The sequence below is a fragment of the Paenibacillus sp. RC67 genome (assembly GCF_030020805.1).
Taxonomy (GTDB): Bacteria; Bacillota; Bacilli; order Paenibacillales; family NBRC-103111; genus Paenibacillus_S.
The window spans coordinates 7,307,794-7,330,010 of the sequence record NZ_CP125098.1; the positions used below are offsets into that span (position 1 = coordinate 7,307,794).

General features: G+C 50.0%; 14 protein-coding genes. 6 read left to right on the top strand and 8 right to left on the bottom strand.

Going from position 1 to position 22,217, the window contains the following annotated elements:
• Positions 1-73: 73 nt before the first annotated feature.
• From gltB to QMA13_RS33015, 3 genes are all read right to left on the bottom strand, one after another.
• On the bottom strand, positions 74-4,660 hold the full coding sequence (gene gltB / locus QMA13_RS33005) for a glutamate synthase large subunit (protein ID WP_282937860.1): 4,587 nt from the start codon (positions 4,658-4,660) through the stop codon (positions 74-76).
• A 349-nt stretch (positions 4,661-5,009) separates the two neighbouring features.
• Entirely contained in the window at positions 5,010-5,999 is a 990-nt protein-coding gene (locus tag QMA13_RS33010) for a Gfo/Idh/MocA family protein (protein WP_282937861.1), read from the bottom strand.
• Between the two features lie 183 nt (positions 6,000-6,182).
• Entirely contained in the window at positions 6,183-8,426 is a 2,244-nt protein-coding gene (locus QMA13_RS33015) for a carboxypeptidase regulatory-like domain-containing protein (RefSeq protein ID WP_282937862.1), read from the bottom strand.
• A gap of 289 nt (positions 8,427-8,715) precedes the next feature.
• Between QMA13_RS33015 and QMA13_RS33020 the strand changes: the two genes are divergently transcribed.
• Entirely contained in the window at positions 8,716-9,288 is a 573-nt protein-coding gene (locus QMA13_RS33020; protein ID WP_282937863.1) for a thymidine kinase, read from the top strand.
• A 159-nt stretch (positions 9,289-9,447) separates the two neighbouring features.
• On the top strand, positions 9,448-9,963 hold the full coding sequence (locus QMA13_RS33025; protein ID WP_282937864.1) for a hypothetical protein: 516 nt from the start codon (positions 9,448-9,450) through the stop codon (positions 9,961-9,963).
• An 81-nt stretch (positions 9,964-10,044) separates the two neighbouring features.
• Here QMA13_RS33025 and QMA13_RS33030 read toward each other — a convergent pair whose 3' ends face one another.
• Positions 10,045-12,045 carry an ABC transporter substrate-binding protein gene (locus tag QMA13_RS33030; protein ID WP_282937865.1) on the bottom strand — a complete coding sequence of 667 codons (2,001 nt, stop codon included), beginning with the start codon at positions 12,043-12,045 and terminating at the stop codon, positions 10,045-10,047.
• 146 nt (positions 12,046-12,191) lie between these two features.
• On the opposite strand from QMA13_RS33030, the gene QMA13_RS33035 reads away from it, so the two are divergent.
• Positions 12,192-13,502, top strand: a complete 1,311-nt coding sequence (locus tag QMA13_RS33035; RefSeq protein WP_282937866.1) for an MFS transporter — start codon at positions 12,192-12,194, stop codon at positions 13,500-13,502.
• Positions 13,503-13,527: 25 nt separating this feature from the next.
• Positions 13,528-13,992, top strand: a complete 465-nt coding sequence (locus QMA13_RS33040; protein WP_282937867.1) for a YdeI/OmpD-associated family protein — start codon at positions 13,528-13,530, stop codon at positions 13,990-13,992.
• A gap of 80 nt (positions 13,993-14,072) precedes the next feature.
• Here QMA13_RS33040 and QMA13_RS33045 read toward each other — a convergent pair whose 3' ends face one another.
• Positions 14,073-14,945, bottom strand: coding sequence for a helix-turn-helix transcriptional regulator (locus QMA13_RS33045; RefSeq protein ID WP_282937868.1), 873 nt, complete (start codon positions 14,943-14,945; stop codon positions 14,073-14,075).
• Positions 14,946-15,102: 157 nt separating this feature from the next.
• On the opposite strand from QMA13_RS33045, the gene QMA13_RS33050 reads away from it, so the two are divergent.
• Complete coding sequence (locus tag QMA13_RS33050; protein ID WP_282937869.1) at positions 15,103-16,464, top strand: MATE family efflux transporter; 1,362 nt, start codon at positions 15,103-15,105, stop codon at positions 16,462-16,464.
• 130 nt (positions 16,465-16,594) lie between these two features.
• On the opposite strand, the gene QMA13_RS33055 is transcribed toward QMA13_RS33050, so the two are convergent.
• A complete protein-coding gene (locus QMA13_RS33055; RefSeq protein ID WP_282937870.1) occupies positions 16,595-16,960 on the bottom strand; it encodes a metal-sensitive transcriptional regulator in 366 nt (121 codons plus the stop codon).
• Positions 16,961-17,212: 252 nt separating this feature from the next.
• Between QMA13_RS33055 and QMA13_RS33060 the strand changes: the two genes are divergently transcribed.
• On the top strand, positions 17,213-19,240 hold the full coding sequence (locus QMA13_RS33060; protein ID WP_282937871.1) for a bifunctional diguanylate cyclase/phosphodiesterase: 2,028 nt from the start codon (positions 17,213-17,215) through the stop codon (positions 19,238-19,240).
• A 138-nt stretch (positions 19,241-19,378) separates the two neighbouring features.
• Here QMA13_RS33060 and QMA13_RS33065 read toward each other — a convergent pair whose 3' ends face one another.
• The gene (locus QMA13_RS33065) at positions 19,379-20,734 is read right to left on the bottom strand and encodes an Nramp family divalent metal transporter (protein WP_282937872.1); all 1,356 of its coding nucleotides are present in this window, start codon (positions 20,732-20,734) and stop codon (positions 19,379-19,381) included.
• Positions 20,735-21,119: 385 nt separating this feature from the next.
• Positions 21,120-22,151: a Gfo/Idh/MocA family protein gene (locus QMA13_RS33070; protein ID WP_282937873.1), complete on the bottom strand. Its 1,032-nt coding sequence runs from the start codon at positions 22,149-22,151 to the stop codon at positions 21,120-21,122.
• Positions 22,152-22,217: the final 66 nt, after the last annotated feature.

A 22,217-nucleotide genomic window follows, 5' to 3' on the forward strand; every position in this document is an offset into this window, starting at 1 on the left:
ACTCGTGTTGAACATGACCGATTCATGGCAATGCTGCTTTTAATGAATCCGCATTTTCAACACGTGATTTGTATTAGTTACCGCCTACGCGGGATACGTCTTTCATGTTTTCTTCAAATGCGACAAGCATCGCTTCCTGCTGGCTCAATCCGGAACGCTTCACACGCTCGATCGCCTCGAACATCCGCTTGTAGTCCTTCGGAATAACCTTCACAAATTTCCACACGTACTCTTCCCAATTTTTAAGCACACGGTCCGCCACGGAGCTGCCAGTGAACGTTTCGTGATGCTGAATCATATTGCGCAGCTCTTCCGCCTCGTACGTTTCCTCGACCTGCTCCAGAAGAACCATCTCTTTGTTGCAGCGTTCGCTAAACGTGCCGTCCTCATCCAGTACGTATGCAATTCCGCCGGACATACCGGCAGCAAAGTTGCGGCCTGTTCTGCCTAATACGACCACGCGACCGCCGGTCATGTATTCGCAGCCATGATCTCCTACGCCTTCAACAACGGCACGGACACCGGAGTTACGCACGGCGAAGCGCTCCCCTGCGATACCGCGAATATAGGCATCTCCATCGGTAGCGCCATAAAAGGCCACATTGCCGATGATGATGTTGTCTTCTGCAACGAAAGTCGATTGCTCGGAAGGGAAGATAGCAATTTTACCGCCAGATAAGCCTTTGCCTACATAGTCATTCGCATCGCCCTCCAAGGAAAGCGTGATGCCCTTCGGAACGAATGCGCCGAAGCTTTGCCCAGCAGAGCCGTTGAAATGCAGACGGATCGTATCGTTCGGTAAGCCTTGGCTTCCGTAACGGCGGGTTACTTCACTGCCAAGAATCGTTCCAACCACACGGTTGACATTATGAATCGGCAAAATAACATGCACATGTTCTTTATTTTCAAGAGCCGGCTTACAGGCCTCAATCAGCTCTGTCATATCGATAGAACGATTCAAACCATGATCCTGCACCTCAGAACAGAAACGGCCTACGTCCTCACCAACTTCAGGTTGATGAAGAAGCGGCGACAAGTCGATGCCCCTAGCTTTCCAATGCTCTACCGCCTGCTTCGTTTCGAGAATTTCCGTATGGCCGATCATTTCCTCAATCGAACGGAAGCCGAGCTCAGCCATCAGCTCACGCGCATCCTGTGCCACAAAGTTCATGAAGTTCACCACATGCTGGGGATCTCCTACGAACTTTTTGCGCAGATCCGGATTTTGAGTAGCAACCCCAACAGGACAGGTATCCAGGTGACACACTCTCATCATGATACAGCCCAAAGCGATCAGCGGAGTTGTGGCGAAGCCGAATTCTTCGGCGCCAAGTAATGCGGCAATAACGACATCGCGTCCGGTCATCAGCTTACCGTCGGTCTCTACGGTAATACGGCTTCTCAAGTTGTTCAGCACCAGCGTCTGATGCGTTTCAGCAAGCCCTAGTTCCCATGGCAAGCCTGCATGGCGAATACTCGTTTGTGGAGAAGCTCCTGTACCGCCGTCGTAACCGCTGATCAGCACGACGTCCGCTTTGCCCTTGGCAACACCCGCCGCGATAGTACCTACACCCACCTCGGATACCAGCTTAACGCTAATTCTGGCACGCGGGTTCGCGTTCTTCAGATCATGGATCAGCTCAGCCAAGTCCTCGATCGAATAAATGTCATGATGCGGAGGAGGCGAGATCAAGCCTACGCCCGGCGTAACGCCGCGCACTTCGGCGACCCAAGGGTATACCTTCGTACCCGGCAGCTGCCCGCCTTCTCCCGGTTTAGCTCCTTGCGCCATCTTAATTTGAATCTCGTCTGAGTTAACCAGATAGTTGCTCGTAACGCCAAAGCGTCCCGATGCCACCTGCTTGATCGCACTGCGGCGCAGGTCTCCGTTCGCATCGCGGGTAAAGCGTTCTGGATGCTCGCCGCCCTCCCCTGTATTGGACTTACCGCCGATACGGTTCATCGCAATCGCCATGCTCTCGTGCGCTTCCTTGGAGATGGAGCCGTAGGACATGGCCCCCGTCTTGAACCGTTTGAACATCGACTCTACCGACTCAACTTCTTCAATGGGAATTGGCTGACGGTTCGATTTGAACGAGAACAAGGCACGCAGCGACGAGTACTTCTCATTTTCTTTATGAATCAGCTTCACGAAGTTTTTGTACATGCCATAATGATTCGTTCTAACAGCAGATTGCAGCGCATGGATAGTTTCTGGATTGTACAAATGATCCTCGCCGTTCTTGCGCCACTGCAGCTCGCCACCGGTGTCAAGCACACGGTCGCGACCTTCCTGCTCGGAAAACGCGCGCTGATGTCGAAGAATGGCTTCCTGAGCAATGACATCGATGTTAATTCCGCCAACCGGCGTATAAGTCCAAGTAAAATAGTTATCAATAACGGATTGATCCAAGCCAACCGCCTCAAAAATTTGCGCTCCGCGGTAGCTTTGAATCGTTGAAATGCCCATTTTGGCCAAAACCTTAACGACGCCTTTAGTAGCGGCTTTCACGTAGTTATAAAGCGCTTTTTCGGGGGTGACATCCTTCAATTTATTATGGCGGACCATATCCTCTAGCGTTTCCATCGCTAAGTAAGGATTGATCGCACTTACCCCATACCCAAGCAGCAATGCGAAGTGGTGCACCTCACGAGGCTCACCAGATTCCAGCAATAATCCGACCTTCGTACGTGTGCCTTCGCGGATCAAGTGATGATGCAGTCCTGATACAGCGAGCAGCGCAGGAATGGCAGCATGCCTAACATCGACACTGCGATCGGATAAAATAATGAGCGTTGCGCCATCAGCAATCGCCTCGTCGGCAGCCGCATACAGCTCATCCATCGAACGCTCCAACGCAGATGCGCCTTCTGCCGGATTGAACACGATCGGAAGCGTGACCGTGCGGAAGCCTTCCCGCTGAATGTCACGCAGCTTCGCAAGCTCGGCGTTGGTCAAGATGGGTGTAGCCAAGCGAATTTGACGACAGCTCTCCGGTTCAGGTTGGATCAAGTTACGTTCAGGTCCAACCGTCGTGCCCTGAGCCGTAATAATTTCTTCGAAGTTCGCATCGATTGGCGGGTTCGTTACCTGCGCAAACAGCTGCTTGAAGTAGCTGTACAATAGCTGAGGCCGGTCCGACAGCACCGCCAGCGGGGCATCGAAGCCCATGGAACCGATAGGGTCCACCCCGGTTTTCGCCATGGGCTCCAAAATTTTGCGCAAGTTCTCGAAAGTGTAACCGAACGCTTGCTGACGCTGGAGCACAGTATCATGATCGGTTTGGGGCACTTCAGCCGATGCCGGCAGCTCCTCAAGCGAAATCAGATGCTCATTGAGCCAGTCACGGTAAGGATGCTCTGCAACAATACGGCGTTTGACCTCCTCATCCGATACAATACGTCCTTCCACTGTATCTACAAGCAGCATGCGTCCAGGCTGCAAACGTTCTTTACTAGCAATGCGCTCAGGAGCAATATTGAGCACACCGGCCTCTGAAGCCAACACAATAAGATCGTCCTTCGTTATATAGTAGCGTCCTGGACGGAGTCCGTTACGGTCCAGTACAGCGCCGATTACTTTACCGTCCGTAAAGGAAATCGCAGCTGGTCCGTCCCACGGCTCCATCAGACAGCTGTGGTATTCGTAGAATGCTTTCTTCTCATCGCTCATCGTCTCATGCTTCGACCACGGCTCCGGAATCATCATCATGGCCGAGTGCGGCAGGGAGCGTCCGGACAACATTAGAAATTCGAGCGTATTGTCAAACATTTGAGAGTCAGAACCATTGGTATCAATTACCGGCAAAATGCTTTTGAAATCTTCACCGAACAACTCTGTATCACACATCGCCTGACGCGCATGCATCCAGTTAACATTGCCACGTAAGGTATTGATCTCCCCATTATGGATGATATAGCGGTAAGGATGAGCGCGCTCCCAGCTTGGGAACGTATTCGTGCTGAACCGGGAATGAACAAGCGCCAACGCGGTTTCAAAGGCAGGATCTTTCAGCTCGATGTAGTAGCTGTCAACCTGCTCTGGCGTCAGCATTCCTTTATATACAATGGTACGGCTCGATAGGCTGGAAAAATAAAGGGGCTGCTCATGATTCAAAGCTCGAACGGCATTCTCCGTCAGCTTTCGAATCACGTATAGCTTACGCTCGAACGCCAGCTCCTCTACCCCATTCGCACCAATAAAGATTTGACGAACAAAAGGCTCTACCGATTTGGCGGAATCACCCAAGGAAGAGTGATCCGTAGGCACCGTTCTCCAGCCAAGCAAGGTTTGACCGGCCGCCGCAACGTTAGCCTCCAAAATTTTCTCACAAGCAGCTCGTTCTGCTGCATCCTGCGGCAAAAATACCATCCCGACGCCGTATTGGCCTGCATCGGGCAGCTCGATGCCTTCCTTACCGCACTCCGCTTTCAAAAAAACGTGTGGAATCTGCAGCAAAATACCTGCCCCGTCTCCGGTGTTCGTCTCACAGCCCTGACCACCGCGATGATCCAGATTGCATAGAACGTTCAACGCTTGGCTGACGATCTCATGACTTGGCTTCCCTTTGATGTTGGCAACAAAACCGATTCCGCATGCATCATGCTCGAATTGCGGATCATACAGACCTTGCTTCATGGGCAATCCATTTCTGTTCATGTTGTACAACCTTTCTATCCTTTATTTGTTCTTGCTTTTACCAACATAATTTAACAAGGTGAAGCTTTACAGTTGCAAAGCGGTTAATGAGAAAAAAGAGGCGACGACGATCTTGTGCTCTGGAAACTGCGATCTATTGTAGGACCCGCTTCACCTGATGAACATGCAGATTATGTGCCTCTTTACGGTAGGAACTATGACAATTCTATGAACCTCTTATTAAGGTATGATTTATATTAACATCTGAGAACTGACTTATCAATTTAAAAATATACATTTTTTCTACAAAATCCATTCCTTTCCTGTAAATCTAACAATGAATGTTCGGGTTTGACTCGTATTTTTTTCATCAAACCGAAATATGACGTGCTTCCGACGCCGAAAGGTAAGCTGCTTCCGCCACTTTGGAGGCTAGAATCCCCTGCTCCCCTGGACAAAGGTACTGTTTGACACCTTGTATATCTTCTATGAAAGACTCTATCATCGGCACATTCATATTTTCATGCTTAGGCAGATGGAAAGGGTGGGACTCGCCTTTATCGTCAATCCAATCCAGTCCGGCATCCTCCACCGACTTCATAACCAGTTTGCCACCAGTTCCGAATATTTCAAGCTGGTTGCCAACGGAGGAGCTAAAGCTTGCATGAACAGATGCCTGACAGCCCGATGCAAAACGGATCAGCACAGAAGCCGTATCCTCTACTTCTATATTATGCAGAATATTGCCCGTCATGGCTGTGACCTGCTGTGGCTGCCCCAAGCAAAAACATAGCAAATCAATAACATGCGTACCGACATCCATAAGCGGTCCCCCACCGGAGATTTCCGGTTGCAGCAGCCAAGCTCTTGGGGTGCCAGCATGATTCGTTTTACCGCTAAACTGCGCACGAGCATAAACCGGTTGACCGATAGCTCCAGCATCAATAAGCTCTTTCATCTTTTGGACCTTCGGGTAATATCTGCGGTAATATGCGATGCCAAGCTTCACTCCCTGCTCACGACATACTGCCATCATTCGTTCACTCTCGGCAGAGTTTAGAGCCATCGGCTTCTCGCATAATACATGCTTCCCGCTCCGCGCAGCCTCTATAGCATGCTCGGCATGCAGCATGACGGGGGTTGCTATGTACACCGCGTCGATATCCCGATCCGCCCATACTTGCGTCACATCGGTGTAAGCTCGGGGGATGCCGAATCGCGCAGCCAATGCCCTTACCTTCTCCTCGTCCCGCCTTACAACCGCTTGAAGACTGCTGCCTCGTGCCTCCTGCAGCGCCTTTGCCACTCTGCGCTCTACGACATCGCCCGCTCCGATGACCGCCCAACGTATCATTGACATCTGGGTCCCTCCTCATGGCTTCTTTTTAGGTATAATGAAGCATCTGTAAATTCAGAATATAACAGTTATGAAAAAGATGGAATGGAGTTCGACATAGCAGATCTCAAGCAAACAACAAAAAAGGGAACCCCTACAGGCTCCCTCGTTCGCGCTGCCCTTAGGCAACAGTAAGGCTTCTACAATTTAGTTGGCTTCGATAGCTGTCAAGCGGATGGTTGGCCTCACGGTTCCTTCGGTGGTCAGTTCATACGCCGAAGTAGTAACACTGTCATAACCCTCTTTGAAAGCCGTCAGAACATGACTTCCAGCCGGTAGATTTAACAATTTATAATTACCGTAAGCATCGGTTTCCGTCGAATAAGTGGCTTGTCCTACTGCCGTTATCCGTACTCCAGCTAAAGAGGAAGAACTGGAATTGGTCACATTACCATAAATAACGGTGTTTGCCATCGCTCTGTCATAGGTATAAGCTGATGGACGAATGTTAACATAGATAGGCGTATCCCCTAAAGCATAGCCAGGCTTTGTAAATTGAAGTCTGTAATGCATCCAAGGCTTAAGAGTCGCGATATAGCTCCCATTGTCATCCGTAATAAAAGTATTTACCAGCTTCTCGCTAGTGCTGGTCATTTGATATACGGCTACAGTGACTCCTGATTGTTTCACACCTGTGGCATAATCATAGACAACCCCGCTGATCGTAGTCGTTTTCGGTACCATAAACACGGTTACGGTTGTGTTTTCGCCTGACTTGATTTCGAACGTTGCCGAGGTAGCATCTTCATATCCGTCAGCAGTGACACGAACAGTTCCCGTTCCCACTGGCAAATCGAATAAAATAGCGCCGTCTACATTGCTTTCTTCCGTAAATGTCTGGTTGTTTATGGTTACGGTAACGACAGCTCCAAATACTCGCTGTTGGCTGCCGGAAGTATTATCTCTTACTCTTACAAATAAAGTGTTATGGGCTAGCTCCACAGGATCTGCCTGTACTGCTTGGCCTGCGGTTACCGTGATATTACCTCTGCTAGCGGCTAAATAACCAGTAGCTTTATACGCTAAGCTGTAGGTTCCTGGAGTAAGGCTTACGTTAAATTTGCCATCGCTATCGGTAGTCACGGATGTAACGAAGGTACCCGTCGCAATAGTTCCGCTATATACAGATACGGTCACTCCGGCTATTCCTTTATTGGCTGCTTGGTCTTGGCTAAGTCTATAGTCATACACATATCCGCTCACTGTACCCATTTGAGAATACTGAGAATTGCTGCTGCCTCTGGAGGATCCCCCTGTTCCACCGGTTGCGGACGCAGCGGAAGCCCCTTCCCCATCCAGTTTTCCAGGCTGCTTCTCGAAGGTCGATCCTTTGGCAGGTCCGTTCAGCGTCACGCTATTCAATGTGCCTTGCCCTGTAACTTCAATGACCTCATTAGCAATAACAAGCTGTATCACTGTTCCTGAGGCTGTTTCTATAATCGCTTTCGTTTGAACAGTTACTTCTTGGACCGTTGTGGTGCCTTCAAGTACAACTCGAACGATACCGTTCTTTTTATCGATAACGATTTTATTCAGAACCGAATTCATAATATGAACCGAGTTGGAGCCGCCCCCGTTAATGGTCGTAGTCCCTTTAACGGTAACGTTGGATAAATAAACTTCCCCTTCTTTAATGCTGCTTGCCAGCAGCAAATCCCCTTCAATCACTGTGTTTTGCAATTTAATGCCCGGAGCATCGATAACAACATTGCCATTTAAAGTCGCTGAACCTGATGAAGGACCATAAGTCCCTTCTTGGCTGTACACCACGTTGTTATCCTGTGCCGGCAGGGCTCGATCCAGCATAACTACCGCTTCAGCCCGTGTAATTTCTTTCTTCGGCTGAAACGTTTTGTCCGCGTACCCATCCACAATTTTTTTGGCAACAGCCGCAGTTACAGCACTTTGGCTCCATGCTGATATTTGAGCCTCATCCTTGAAGCCCGTGGATACGGTCGTCGACGAGTCCAGCTTCAACAAACGGGAAATTATCACTACAGCTTCTTCCCGGTTTATTTTATTGGCAGAGCGAATGGTGTGATCCTCGTAGCCTTCAATGTAACCTGCACCTAATGCCTTCATTACATCGTTATAGTTCCAATCCGTCGACTTCAGGTCCGTGAAGCTCACGCTGCCCATAGTCTTTAATTCGAAGGAACGATTCGCCAGTGCCATGAACTCAGCTCTCGTAATAGAAGAATCAGGCTTGAACGATCCGTCTTCATAGCCTTGAATCCAATTCTTAGCTAACCAACGGGTTAATTGCTTTTCAGCCCAATGTCCCTTTACGTCGGATGCATTTTCAGCACCGAAGGCGATGCCAAAAGATGAGATAAATAAGCATAAAGATAAAATTAGTGCCGTTAATTTTCTAGTTGATCTGTACTTCACAGTAAGGTATTCCTCCAGTTATCATGTCATTTTTCTGATTTTTTGCTCTTGGGAAACTTTTTTTCCTTTCATTGGATATTTCCCCTTTAGTTATTCGACATATACAATGTAAAACTTTATAGTTTTTCAAAAATAAAGTTTGCTCATCAAGATTTTACATCATATCCAGTAATTCACTCCCCTACTCAGCAGTGGTAATACGAGCCATTCCGATTAAGACCTATACTCAACCCATCCAACCTATGCTATGATAAATGACATATTTCATCCGAGAGGACTGTCTATCAACGTGGCCAAATTATATTTTCGATACGGCACCATGAACAGCGGCAAATCGATTGAGGTACTGCGAACCGCTCATAACTACGAAGAGCAAGGAAAAAAAGTTTTATTATTCACCCCCTCTATCGATAATCGATACGGAGTAGGTACGGTAACTTCAAGGATTGGGATGCAAAAAAAAGCCATCATTATTGACGATCAAATGGATATGGTGAGCTTGGCAGCAGCGGAGAAACCGAATTGCATTATCATTGATGAAGCGCAATTTTTGCATAAGGAACAGATCATGCAGCTGGCTGAAATTGTGGATACCTTGAACATTCCTGTTATTGCTTATGGCCTAAGAGCCGATTTTATGGGCCAGTTGTTCGAGGGCAGCTACCAATTGCTTGCACTGGCGGATAAAATTGAGGAGATTAAAACCATCTGCTGGTACTGCGATAAAAAAGCCATCATGAACATGCGCTGCGAAGATGGACGCCCAGTGTTTACAGGGGAACAGATTCAAATCGGAGGCAATGAGAGCTATTTGCCGGTGTGCCGCAAATGTTACTCCTCCAAACGCAAGGCCCAAGGTTAATAAAAGCATTCCTGAGAAGATAGAGCGGACGGGCTCTATCTTTTTTGGTTCCACGCATCTAAAGGCGGCCCGGATTACGTTAGGCTGTATGCTTGCCCGAACCTTCTCTCTCCCCCACTCATACAATGAAAACAAGACAAAGAAGCGGCGGTGAGGGGGATGCCCCATAAGGAATTGATGTACAAGCTAGGTATTGTCGTGTATTTGACCGTGTGGTTTGTGGGCAGCTTCTGGATGATGGCTGCGCTGCAAAGCGGGCTGCTGAATCCTATGCTGGGGATTGATTGGAAGCTGGTGGAGGAATATGTGTATTATGCGTTGGCTGGTGCTATCGGCGGAAGCTTGTATGCACTTCGTCTGTTTCACGAATTTTATGATCGGATGTCCGAGCGTTGGCTGTTCTGGTATTTGCTGAGGCCGATTAAGTGCGCAGGGGCTGCCGTCATGACCATCATTTTGTTTCAAAGCGGCATTCTGCTTCTGCAAACGGGAGATTCGATGATGGCAAAGATCAGTATTGCGTTCCTGGTCGGCTTCGGATATGGCAAGGTGATGGAGAAGCTCAAAGCTTTGGCCGAAACGTTATTTAATGGGAAAACTAGCAGTTCTCCACCTCAAAGTAACCAAGATTCCCCCTCCGACGTATGGAATGAGGATGACGTGCCAAAACGGTAAATGGAAAGATTGAGGGATAGGAGCAATGTCATCATTACATCACAGCTGTTCCTTGAGCAAAGCTATAGATAAATAAGAACGTTATGGTGTAGGGAACAAACGGAAGGAATCGTATCCTTCTCCACTTCTATCGCGAAACCACAGATCTTTGTAGTCCACCCAGCCAAAAGCACTAATCTTGACGCCTTGAAGCTCCGCGGGAAATGACGCCGTCTGGCGCCAACGGTACCATAAAATAACCGAACAATCAGCCAGCAGCTCTTGCTCGAGCTGGAGCAGCTGCTGCAGCCGTTCCTGGCTTGACGGCAAGGCTTGCAGCACAGCCATGCGGCTATCGAGACGTTGAAGAGCACCCTCGGGCAAGCATCGCCGTAACGGGCTCTGATCGCTGCCGAGTATCGCCCACATAGCGCCTTCCGCATCGGCATCTACCGGCTGCTCCAAGAGAAGCAAATCCGCTTCGGTCAGCACCGAAGGGCAGGCCAACTCCTCATACGGAACGAACCGTACTTCCAAGGAGATGCCGATGGCGAGCATTGCCCTTGTCAGCCAAGCGGCATCTCTTTCATTGCCTGCTCCAGCATAAGTAACCAGCTTAAGCCTACAGGAGGGGAGCTGCCCTTGTTCGACCTTCGGCTTTTCACAGTCTCCACTTTGCGAACCTGAAGTATCTGGCGAACTACTGTTTATGAAAGGAGCGTAGGAGGAGGATGGCTTTCTCGGCCATTCAACCTTCCGCACGAAAGTGCCTGCAAGCTCTCCACGATTGCCCCCTAAGCCATCCACTGCCGCTCTATCTCGAATGACCTCGAACAGCCTGTGCCGCAGCTCCTGCTGCTGAAATGGCCCCGGTATTGCCCTGTTCAGCAGTACATATTTGCAACCAAGATCGTGACGCTCCAAGGTTGCCCAATGATTCTCTGAGGGCTCTGGCCCTATCCCCCCATAATGACGGAAGTTCATTCCTCCGGATTCCAATTCATCCTCCTGCAAAGCCTGAAGACGCAACCTGCCGTCGTGTGTCGGAGAGTATTCCTTCGGCATGGGACCCTCTTCCGGTAAGGTTAGCTGCTCCGCACGCAAGGTCCCCTCCCGTTCCTCATACATTTCCGGCAAGCACCACATTTCCACACGATCCAGCTGGGAGGGCCGCATGAAATAATCAGGATTGGCATCCAGTACCAGCACGCTGTCATCCCGTCTCATCAGCTTAAATGGCCCAGTTCCATCCATCCTGAACGGCCAATCGGTTTCAAGCTGCCTCGGGACAATGGAAGCCGCTGTAGAAGCAAGCAGCGACAGCAGCTGCTGACAGCTCTGCTTGCAGTGAATTTCTATCAAATACTCATGAATGGCAGACACTTCTTGTATCGGTGCAAAAAGAAGACTGTATGGCGAAGGTGAATCATTCATGCGAATTAGCCGGTCCAAAGAAGCCTTAACATCTTCCGCCGTACAAGTGGCTCCGCTGTGGAAACGAACCTGTTTTTGCAGGTAGAACTTCCACCTTCTCGCTTCAATGTCCGTCTCCCAATGATGGGCCAATCCGGGAACAAACGCACAAGTATCCGAGTCGTAAACGACCAAAGAATCAAAAAGCTGCCGGATCAGGTGCAGCTCGGTACGTCGCGTTGCGTAAATCGGATCAAGCATCCCAGGCTTCCTATAGGAAGGAAATCGAAGCAACTGAAGGTGCTCTGTATCCTCTTTATGCGTATGAAAACCAAAGGCTCGGCTGATAGCATGCCTTAGACGCTCCTGCCCATGATCGGTAAGCAGTGGGGATTGAAGCAGCTTGACGGCTCCCTGCATATTTCCGGAGCCGATAAGCACCTCCGCCTGCTCTAGAAGCAGACGGTCGATATCTGCAAGGAAGCAGAGCCGGGAGCTGTGTCCTCGTCCGTTCCCTGGTTGCCAACCGATCCAGCCGGAGCCAAGCATGGCTTTAATAATAAGCTTGGCGTTGCGCTCTGTGCAGTGCAAGCTGGCAGCTATAGCGGGGATTGTAACGGCTACTTCTTCCTGCGGGCGTTCCGGCTTCCATATTCGGTATAACTCAGCATAGTGCTCGATCAGTTGCATTAGGAATCTCTTGCCTCCTTCAGATGCCCCATTACTCCTAAAGGGGGAAATCGACTTAATTAGAGATTACACTTTTTATCCCCCTTTATCCAAGTACAATAAAGAACAAAATGAATTGTACTTGTTAAAGGAGGCTCCATCCTTGTATGAATGACCCTCAACCCACTCATAGACAGCCCGGTCCTTTCGCTTCTGACCCCCATGCTTCTGCCAATGGGCGCGTCCAGGTGCGTATTATTGCCTGGATCACCGCTATTAGTTTACTAGGCGATTCCATGCTGTACATTGTGCTGCCCGTTTACTGGCAGCACTTCGGGCTGGATGCCTTATGGCAGGTCGGGGTGCTGCTATCCATCAATCGTTTTGTCCGACTGCCGCTGAATCCCTTGGTCGGATGGCTCTACGGCCGGATTAGCAAGCGCAGTGGTGTCCTTATCGCCATTTCTCTTGCTTTCCTAACGACAGCAGCCTACGGAGCATTGTCCGGCTTCGCCGCCCTGCTGTTGGCTCGCGCCCTATGGGGCGCCGCGTGGTCGCTTCTGCGTATTGGCGGCTATCTCACGGTGCTCGAAGCGTCCGATGATAGCAATCGCGGCCGTCTGCTCGGCAGCTACAACGGCATCATCGGGGTCGGCAGCCTCATCGGCATGCTCGCCGGTGGCGTGCTGGCCGATGCGCTCGGCGCGCGCATCGTGGCACTTCTGCTCGCGGCCGCCATACTGGTCGGCCTTCCGCTCGCGTGGCGGCATGTGCCAGCTGCCGCCGGCAAAGCCACTGCAGCGAGCCCCGGCGGGTCAGCCTCAGGGACTCCGCCTGCGGCAAGCCGTCGCTTCGCAGCGCTGGCGAGCAGCGGCCGCTCCAGGCTCGTGCTCGCCTCCGGCCTCGTGACGGCAGTCGTCTTCTTCGGCGTCTACGCCGGCACGATGAGCCCGATGATCGAGGCTCATATGCCTGCCTCGGGGACGCTGCTGCTGTTCGGCGCCGCGCTTGGTGCCGCATCGGTCGCCGGCATCGCGCAGGCCATCCGCTGGGCCTGGTCCCCGTTCCTTTCCCCGCGGATCGGAACGTGGTCCGATGGGCCTCGCGGCCGGCTGCCGCTCTTCCTCGGCAGCCTCTCCTTGGCGGCAGTGGCGCTTGCCCTGCTGCCGCTTAAGCTGCCCTTCGCAGCGTGGCTTGCTGTGCTATTCGCCGCCCAGCTGGCCAACACCGCCATCGTCACGCTAAACGACGCGCTGGCGGCAGACGCCGCAGCGGGCGAATCGCGTGTCGCTTACATGACGACCTATACGACGGTCGTCGATGTCGGCGCCGCGCTCGGCCCGCTGGCCGGTTTCGCCCTGATCGGCCCGCTGGGACTCGGCGGGCTGTACAGCCTTTGCGCCGCGCTGATGCTGCTGCTTATCGCGGCATGGGCTATCGAGTCACGGGCGCGTTCCAAGCGCACCCCTATGGTATAATTGAAGCAGAAAGGAGCGAGTATGGATGCCTCTATTTTCTGCTCAGCTGATCCGCCCTGAAGGAACCGGGACATGGACGTATTTGAACGTCCCTTTTGACGCTGAAAGCCACTTTGGAACCAAAACGCATATTAAAGTTAAAGGTACCGTCAACCATGTTCCGTACCGGAGCACGTTGATGCTTCATGGCAACGGCACTCACTATATGGTTGTAAATCAAACGATCCGCGAAGCTGCCGGCGTACAAGCTGGAGATACAGTGGAAGTGACGATGGAGGAAGATACGGAGCCCCGTACCGTCGAGATCCCCGACGACCTCCTATCGGCGTTAGACAAGCACGATCGGGCTGGAGAATTTTTCTCCAAGCTCCCCTACTCCGCTCAAAAGGTATATGTCGACTGGATCGAATCCGCCAAAAAAGCCGAAACCCGAACTAGTCGCGTACAGAAGACGATCATCATGCTGGAAGAAGGAAAACGGCTTAAATGATAGACGGTTCATACCCAGGTATTGATCTGTAACAAAGCCCGGCGCATCTTGCGATGCCCGGGCTGTTCACCGTTCCATTTTCAGCTGAGATAAAATCGTTTGCGGTACGTTCTTGGGGAAATCCCTTCCACCTTCGCGAAGCACGAGGCAAAATAAGCCGCTTGATGGAAACCGACCTTCTCGCCAATCAAAGCGATTGATAAGTCCGTTTGCAGCAGCAACAGCTTTGCCTGCTCGATCCGGTAGCGCAGCAAATATTCGAAAGGAGAGCAGTTGAATTCCTTTTGCATACAACGTGCGATATACACCGGGTGAAAACTTAATGATTCCCCCAACTTTTGAGCGGTAATCTCCTCCCTATAATGCATACGCAAATAGGTTGCCGCCTGTTCGGCCACATGCGCCCCTGGGGAGACGCTTTTCCGGTCCAGAGAGGAGCTTAGCTGCTCCAGCATTTCTTGAAATATCAGCTGAAGCTTCCAGCGGGCCCAGCTATGATGCGACTCATTCTCCAAAGCAGTCAGCTGGCGTAAAGGCTCATACAAAGCGGTCGGCAAAAGCAGCTGGACGAATTGAGGCAGCAGCAGGCTAAAGGTTTCCATCGTAAAATACGTCTTCAATGCTGAAGAATCGTCCTGCAGCAGCCTGTCGACTCCTTCCAGTTCTCCCCAAGGACCGGTCGTATCGAAATGAAGCCAATAATATTCTGTTTGTTCTGCACAGTCCTTCGTCGAATAATGATGCCGATCCGGACGCAGAATGAGAGCATGACCGCTAGAAACCTCGTAATGACGCTCCTCTTCGCCGATATATAAGCACCCTCGTGTCACCACCAAAAGATCAAAGACGCCGATATTGCGTCGACTGGAGTGCTTGGCTCCCGGAGGAAATATCGTATATCCGCTTGCAATATAATGCGGAAGAGGCGGAGAAATAAATTGCAGTACGGACATGGCAACCCCTTCTTCACTTAAAGTTAATCAGGTTGGAAAAATGAAAGTTTTAGTTCATATACTAACACACTTTGCAGCGCTTATCTTTTATAATCTTAACTAATTCATTACCCTCACATATTACAGCGGTGTATAAGAGCACGGGAGGAAGTCAGCTATGAGTTCAAAACAAAGATTTACCCTATGGGCACTCGCGTGGCCTATTTTTATTGAAATGTTCCTTCAATTCTTATTGGGCACGGCGGATACGTTAATGGTCAGCCGCATATCCGACGACGCGGTAGCTGTAGTAGGCATTTCCAACCAGCTGTTCACTGCTGTAACGATCCTGTTCATGACAGTAGCAAGCGGCGCCGGAGTGCTGATCGCACAGAAGCTAGGGGCTAAGCGGTCGGAGGATGCCCGGACGATCGCTATTATGGCGGTCAAAACCTCCATTTGGATTGGTATCGGACTTAGTATCCTGCTATATTTCGGTGCCTCGTCCATTGCCGTACTGTTGCAGCTGCCGGATCATTTGCACGGCTTGGCTACGACTTACATCTCTATCGTAGGCGGTGGCATGGTCTTTACGGCTGCCATGGCCTCGCTCAGCACAGCGATCCGCAGTACAGGGAATACAAGAAGTCCTATGTACATAGCCCTCGGTATGAATGTGCTTCATGTTGTGCTGAATTATTCTTTTATTTATGGTGCCTTCGGATTCCCTCAATGGGGCTTAACCGGCGTTGCGCTTTCTACGTTGGTGAGCCGTCTGATTGCCACGGCCATGCTCATCTTCCTGTTCGTTCATGCCTTTGAGCGTAGGGTCGTTTGGAAGGATATCCGTCTTTTCGACCGTCCGTTATTTCGTGAAATTATTAAGATTGGCTGGCCAATGGGAGTCAATATGTCATCATGGGTGCTATCCCAGCTTGTTTTATTTTCGTTCGTCGCTACGTTAGGAGCTAAGGAGTTGGCTGCCCGAACGTATATGAACACGATGGAATCGTTTTGCTTCATCTTAGGCAATTCCGTCGCCATGGCCGTTCAAATTCAAATCGCCCACTTGTATGGCGCGGGCAAGCAAAATGAAGCTTACCGCAGCTCCTTTGTCGCAATGTGGGTCGGACTTGCGGTCGTCGCCGTCAACGTGGCGCTGCTATATGGCTTCGGCTCTAATGTCCTTTATCTGTTCACATCCGATCCGGAAATCGTCACATTAGGGGCATCGCTCCTTGTGCTCAATCTGCTGCTGCAGCCGCTGAAGTTAGTCAATATGGTCAATAACAGTTCCTTGACGGCAGTCGGAGATATCCGCTATATGACCGTCGTCGGCATGCTGTCCCTATGGATCATCTCCGTCGGCTGTTCCTACTTCCTGGGCGTTCATCTGCACTGGGGTCTGGCAGGCATTTATATCGCCATGATCGTCGATGAGTTTACACGAGGTGCCATTTTGCTCCCCCGTTGGATGAGCCGCAAATATTTGCCTAGGACACAGTCGAGCTGGAGCGAAAGCCCCGCCCAGCATGTTTAAGCCCTCTGGCAGACAAAAACAAGAAACCCGCGGCTGTTCCTACAGCCCGGGTTTCTTGTTTTGTGAGTTTCTATTGATCCAGCACATCCGAGAAAGCTTGGGAAATTAGCTTACGTTTCCCCCACTCGTATTACTTCATCAGCTTGCTCACCGTTTTGAGCAGCTCATCAATGACTTCTTTATCACCCTGCTCCAAACGTTCGACGACACAGGACCTCATGTGTCCTTCGAGCAGGACTTTCCCTACGCTGTTCAGCGCCGACTGAATAGCAGCGATCTGATTCAGAACATCGTCGCAATACGTATCCTTTTCGATCATGCCCTTCACACCGCGAATTTGACCCTCAATCCGGTTTAGCCTGGAAACCAGATTATCTTTGACCTTATCCGAATGGTGGCTTTTTCGCGACCCTTCCACAGTGCAGCAGGTATCTTCTTCAATTACAGCATCAGGATGTATTCCCGTTACTGCTGTTTCCACGTCTTTAGCGCTCATCGTCAGTCACTTCTCTTTCTATGGCGGCCAAGCTTACCGCTTCCGCTGTTTTTTTATATTATACAATACCCCTTGCGGCTTTCAAACCATTTCCCGCAGGATTGCTTTTGAATAGCTAAGAATAGCCCGACAATGTGCTGCCGCAACGGCTAAAGTTGTTCGCCGGGTTTCAAACTTTCTCTTTTATATGCTCGGAGGATACACTATACTGAATCTATCATTTGACGATAATAGAAAAAGTAGGTCTTGACCATGGATCATCTTCACGTTCAGTATAACGGCTGGATTGTCCTTCTTTCCTTTATAATAGCGGTGTTGGCTTCTTATTCCGCCCTTAATTTGGCCGGTAAAATCTCGCGAGCGCGGGGCAAAAGCAGATACGTATGGCTGTTAACCGGATCCTGTGTTATGGGCTGCGGTATCTGGTCGATGCATTTTGTCGGCATGCTTGCGTTTCACATGGAGCTTTCGGTCCATTACGACGTGCCAACTACTCTATTATCTGCGCTTGCCAGCATCCTGTCTTCATTCATCGCGTTTCGGGTAACCATGGAAACCCTGACCAACAAGTGGAGACTTGGAATCGGCGGAGTAGTTATGGGCAGCGGCATCATTGTTATGCATTTCTCAGGAATGGCCGCCATGCGCGCTTCCATTGCTTTAACTTATGATCCTTATATATGTGCGGCTTCGGTGGTGATCGCACTGGCAGCCTCTTTTGCCGCCTTGTACTTATTCAGACAGTTTCGCCGTTCACCCGACTTTAGCCATTGGAAACTGCTTTCCGCGATTGTTATGGCTCTTGCGATATGCGGCATGCATTACACCGGTATGGCAGCCGTTCGCGTTGCTTATTTACCCGGTGAATCAAGTCATCTGATGAGTGAAGGCTCCAGTCCCTCCTTCTTCCTGGTTATTGGTGTATCCCTTGCTACGCTAATTATTTTGGCGGTTTCCTGGGGAGCGATATTTTTTGATCGCCACGTGCTGGAACGCATGGCGTACAGCGATCCGTTAACCGGGCTAGCCAATCGCCATGACTTGACCCGTTTTTTCGAAGAGGAGTTCGTCCCAGGAACGGAAGGCGCTGTTTTTTTTATTGATTTGGACCGATTCAAAACTATCAACGATACGCTAGGCCACGATATCGGCGACCTGCTTATCCATGAAGTGTCACTACGATTGAGGCATTGTGTCAGTGACAAGGAGACCGTATTCCGACTGGGAGGAGACGAATTCCTGATCGCCTCCAAAGAAAGCAGCCCCGAAATAGTGCATGCCTTGGCAAATCGTCTGCTGCATGATATTAAACAACCCTACTTTCTTGAGGAAAATGAGCTGTATGTGACCGCCAGCATCGGCATCAGTCTTGCTCCGACACATGGCATCGACCGGACCTCGCTTCTTAAATCGGCGGATACCGCTATGTACAATGCCAAGGCAGCTGGAAAAAACCGTTTCCGGGTATTTGATGAAGAGATGGACCGGCATATGATCCGCAAGCTGGAGCTGGAAAAGGATTTGCGGAAGGCACTCGCCCATCAAGAATTTTATGCCGTATATCAGCCGAAGTGCGATGCGACGAACAACCAGATTGTGGGCATGGAAGCGCTGCTCAGATGGAATCACCCTCACTTAGGTATCATATCCCCTAAGGAATTCATTCCGATCGCAGAAGATACCGGCTTGATCATTCCGATCACCCACTGGCTGCTGAAGGAAGTATGCAAGCAGAACCAATTCTGGCAGGAGCAGCAGCTGATCCAGGTATGCGTCTCCGTCAATATGTCGGTCCGCTTATTCGAATGCCATGCTTTATACGAGATGGTAGAAGAAGCCCTGATGATTTCCGGATTAGCCGGATTAGAGGGAAACTACTTGGAGCTGGAAATCACCGAGTCGATTGCTATGAACGATGCGGAGGATATGCGGGAGCAGCTGCAGCATCTTCGCCAGCTAGGCGTGCGAATCTCGCTGGATGATTTCGGAACGGGCTACTCCTCCTTGGGAAGCCTTGATGAAATGCCCGTAGACACGCTCAAGATCGATCAGACCTTTGTCAGTAAGAGTCAAATCTTGTCCAAACAAGCCATTATTAGCAACATCATAGCCATCGCCAAAAACTTGAATTTGGAAGTCGTTGCCGAAGGTGTTGAGACGGAGGAACAAATTCAGTTCCTGCAATCGAGGGGTTGCCATGTGATGCAGGGCTATTATTACGGGAAGCCCATGAGCGCCGATGAAATTCGCTTGAAGGTAGTACAAGCTGTATCAGGGTAAATCCGCTCTCCATACTCCAAGAATATGGAATAAAAATAAAGATCGCTCTCCTCATTTTACCTGCTTCCAGGTGGAGAACGATCTTTTTCATGTTCTATACTCATCGTTTCTTAAACTCGGGGTCACCGGCGACATTTATCACAATTCATGGCCGGTAATGATAATGTATAAGACCAGGAAAACGTTTAGAGCAATAATGACTCCCGTGGAGAGCCAAGCCAATGTCTTAACCCATAACGGGTTGGCGAATTCCCCCATTTTTCTTTTATCGCTGGTGAACAGCACGAGGGGAACAACGGCAAAGGGCAGCTGCAGGCTGAGTACCACTTGACTCCATAACAACAATTCCCCTGTTCCTTTCGATCCCGCAATCCATGTAACGATAAGTGCCGGGACAACGGCAATTAATCGGGTAATAAGTCTGCGGAGCCATGGGGTCATTCTTAATTTGACAAATCCCTCCATCACAATTTGACCTGTTAATGTTCCGGTGATGGTCGAGTTTTGACCTGAGGCAAGCAAGGCGACTGCAAATAAAGTACTAGCGATACCGACGCCTAAAGTCGGGCTCAAAAGCTCATAGGCTCCTTCAATTTCAGTTACTTCAAGTCCCGTCCCATGGAAGGCAGCGGCTCCCAGAATCAAAATGGCGGAGTTTATAAAAAAGGCGAAGATCAATGAAAGGTTCGAATCTATAAAAGAATATTTTAGAGCCTCCCTACGTCCTTCGGTATTTCGTTGGTACTGCCGAGTTTGCACAATAGAAGAGTGCAAGTAAAGATTGTGCGGCATCACGGTCGCTCCCAGAATGCCTAATGATATAAAGAGCATCTCCGGATTGGTAACCATTTCAAACTTCGGAACATAACCCCCTAATAATGCCGATACTTCCGGCTTCGAAATGATCACTTCAAAGGCAAACACGGCGAATATGGTTATCATTAGCACGATAATAAACGATTCGATAATCCGAAAGCCTTTCTTTTGCAAAAGCAGAAGCAGCAAAACATCCAGTGTAGTTATGGTTATTCCCAGTATTAACGGTATACCGAACAATAAATTCAGAGCAATGGCAGATCCTATAACTTCCGCCAAATCAGTCGCCACAATGGCAAGTTCCGTTAAAATCCATAGAAATACAGCGGTTTTCTTGCCAACTGCGTCTCTAGTGGCCTGCGCCAGATCCCTTCCAGTTACAATTCCTAGTTTGGCTGACAATGCCTGAAGCAGCATAGCAATCAAATTGGAAATCAAAATAACAGATAATAGGGCGTAACCAAAACGGGCTCCACCCGCTATCGATGTGGCCCAATTGCCCGGATCCACATAGCCGACGGCAACTAATGATCCCGGCCCAGCAAATGCAAAAAACTTCCTCCAAAAGCCTGACTTAGAAGGAATTTTAACAGAGTTATTCACTTCCTCCAAACTAATGCTGGAGCTGCTGCGCAGCCAGCCTTGATTCTCCGTAGTTTGTTGAACACCTGCACTCATGGTTATCTCCTCTTTCCTTAAAACATTATCCACTTACCATTTTCTTCAAAACACTTCGACTGTTGTCACTTATTTTGCCTTAGGGAAAAACTTTTGTCAATAACCAAGTTTTATAGCTAGTTCAAACTTTATTTCCTTTAGTCCACTTCTTCCCCTAAGCCTCAAGTCGATTAAAGCTCAGAAAATACTCATCTCTCACACTTATAGGGTTCATTAACATTGTAAACCTGTTTATAAACATGCCGTTTCACTTCTGACCTTCACATATTATCAACAGAAAAAAACCGTTCCTTCTTACAGGGAGTTAGAACTACCCTATACGAAAAGAAACGGCTTCTTTATTCTTCATTGACTAGATCAACTTTGTTATCCTACCTGCATCAACTCATAACGCAACCTCGGATAAATGAACTTTGCGTCCTTCCTTTGCACTTTGCAAAGCGCCATACACCATGGCCATGCTCTTAATGTTATCCTTGCAGGACGTTTCCGGAGTGCGTCCTTCAATGAGGGCAGCAAACATCTCATCGAGGCAGCCCTTATGACCGCTGCGTCCGTTCCAATCAAGCTTCGCCTCGACACGACGGAAGCGCTGCTTATCCAACTGCTCCTCTAGTGGAAGCAGCACCTCAGCGAACGGAGGCGTCGCACCGTCCCACAAGGCTGTCCCTGTGCTTCCGTTCACCCGCCATTCTGCCTCCCAAGAGGTCGGGCTCCCTTCTGCACACCAGGAGCCGCGGTAGCAGAATACGCCTCCGTCCGCATATTCAAAGATGCAGATGGCTGCCGCATTGCCTGTATACCAAGAACCTACAGGGTTAAACTCATGGCAGTACACGGAAACAGGGTCCTTTCCGGTAATCAAGCGGGCCTGATCGAACGTATGGATCGCCATATCGAGCAGCAGCGGGCTCTCCATCGCATCTCGGAATCCTCCAAAATGCGGTCCCAGGAAAAAGTCCGCATTGACGAAACCGATGGCCCCAATCCCAGCGTTATCGACCAGATCGTGGAATGCACGGATTTGCGGCAAATAACGGCGGTTCTGCATGACCGCGTACGTACGCCCTCTCTGCTCCGCAAGAGCAACCAATCGGCGCGCCTCTGACATAGATGTCGTCATCGGCTTCTCTCCGAGCACGTCACAGTTCAGCTCCAGAGCTGTAGTTGTGACCCCAGCATGACTCTCCGGTATTGTGACATCGAACACGAGATTCGCGCCGGATTCGGCAATGGCTTGGTTTACATCATCATAAATACCGCAGCTTATGCCGTACCGCTCTGCCATGGCAGCAGCCGTTTCCTTACGAATATCGACCATCGCTACGATCTGTGAATCTTCTCTCTCCAGCGCATACTCAATCCAGGCCTTGGACATGCTGCCGCAGCCGATAACGGCAATCCGAAAATGAGTCATACTTTGTTTCCCTCCATCTGTTTTTTGAATGATATACAGCCATCATACCCGAACCTCCCTCCCCTG

What these genes read in the sequence shown, in the direction of transcription:
- gltB (WP_282937860.1), bottom strand. Translation starts at nt 4,660, where the DNA reads ATGAACAGAAATGGATTGCCCATGAAGCAAGGTCTGTATGATCCGCAA.
- QMA13_RS33010 (WP_282937861.1), bottom strand. Translation starts at nt 5,999, where the DNA reads ATGTCAATGATACGTTGGGCGGTCATCGGAGCGGGCGATGTCGTAGAG.
- QMA13_RS33025 (WP_282937864.1), top strand. Translation starts at nt 9,448, where the DNA reads ATGCCCCATAAGGAATTGATGTACAAGCTAGGTATTGTCGTGTATTTG.
- QMA13_RS33030 (WP_282937865.1), bottom strand. Translation starts at nt 12,045, where the DNA reads ATGCAACTGATCGAGCACTATGCTGAGTTATACCGAATATGGAAGCCG.
- QMA13_RS33035 (WP_282937866.1), top strand. Translation starts at nt 12,192, where the DNA reads ATGAATGACCCTCAACCCACTCATAGACAGCCCGGTCCTTTCGCTTCT.
- QMA13_RS33040 (WP_282937867.1), top strand. Translation starts at nt 13,528, where the DNA reads ATGCCTCTATTTTCTGCTCAGCTGATCCGCCCTGAAGGAACCGGGACA.
- QMA13_RS33045 (WP_282937868.1), bottom strand. Translation starts at nt 14,945, where the DNA reads ATGTCCGTACTGCAATTTATTTCTCCGCCTCTTCCGCATTATATTGCA.
- QMA13_RS33050 (WP_282937869.1), top strand. Translation starts at nt 15,103, where the DNA reads ATGAGTTCAAAACAAAGATTTACCCTATGGGCACTCGCGTGGCCTATT.
- QMA13_RS33055 (WP_282937870.1), bottom strand. Translation starts at nt 16,960, where the DNA reads ATGAGCGCTAAAGACGTGGAAACAGCAGTAACGGGAATACATCCTGAT.
- QMA13_RS33060 (WP_282937871.1), top strand. Translation starts at nt 17,213, where the DNA reads ATGGATCATCTTCACGTTCAGTATAACGGCTGGATTGTCCTTCTTTCC.
- QMA13_RS33065 (WP_282937872.1), bottom strand. Translation starts at nt 20,734, where the DNA reads ATGAGTGCAGGTGTTCAACAAACTACGGAGAATCAAGGCTGGCTGCGC.
- QMA13_RS33070 (WP_282937873.1), bottom strand. Translation starts at nt 22,151, where the DNA reads ATGACTCATTTTCGGATTGCCGTTATCGGCTGCGGCAGCATGTCCAAG.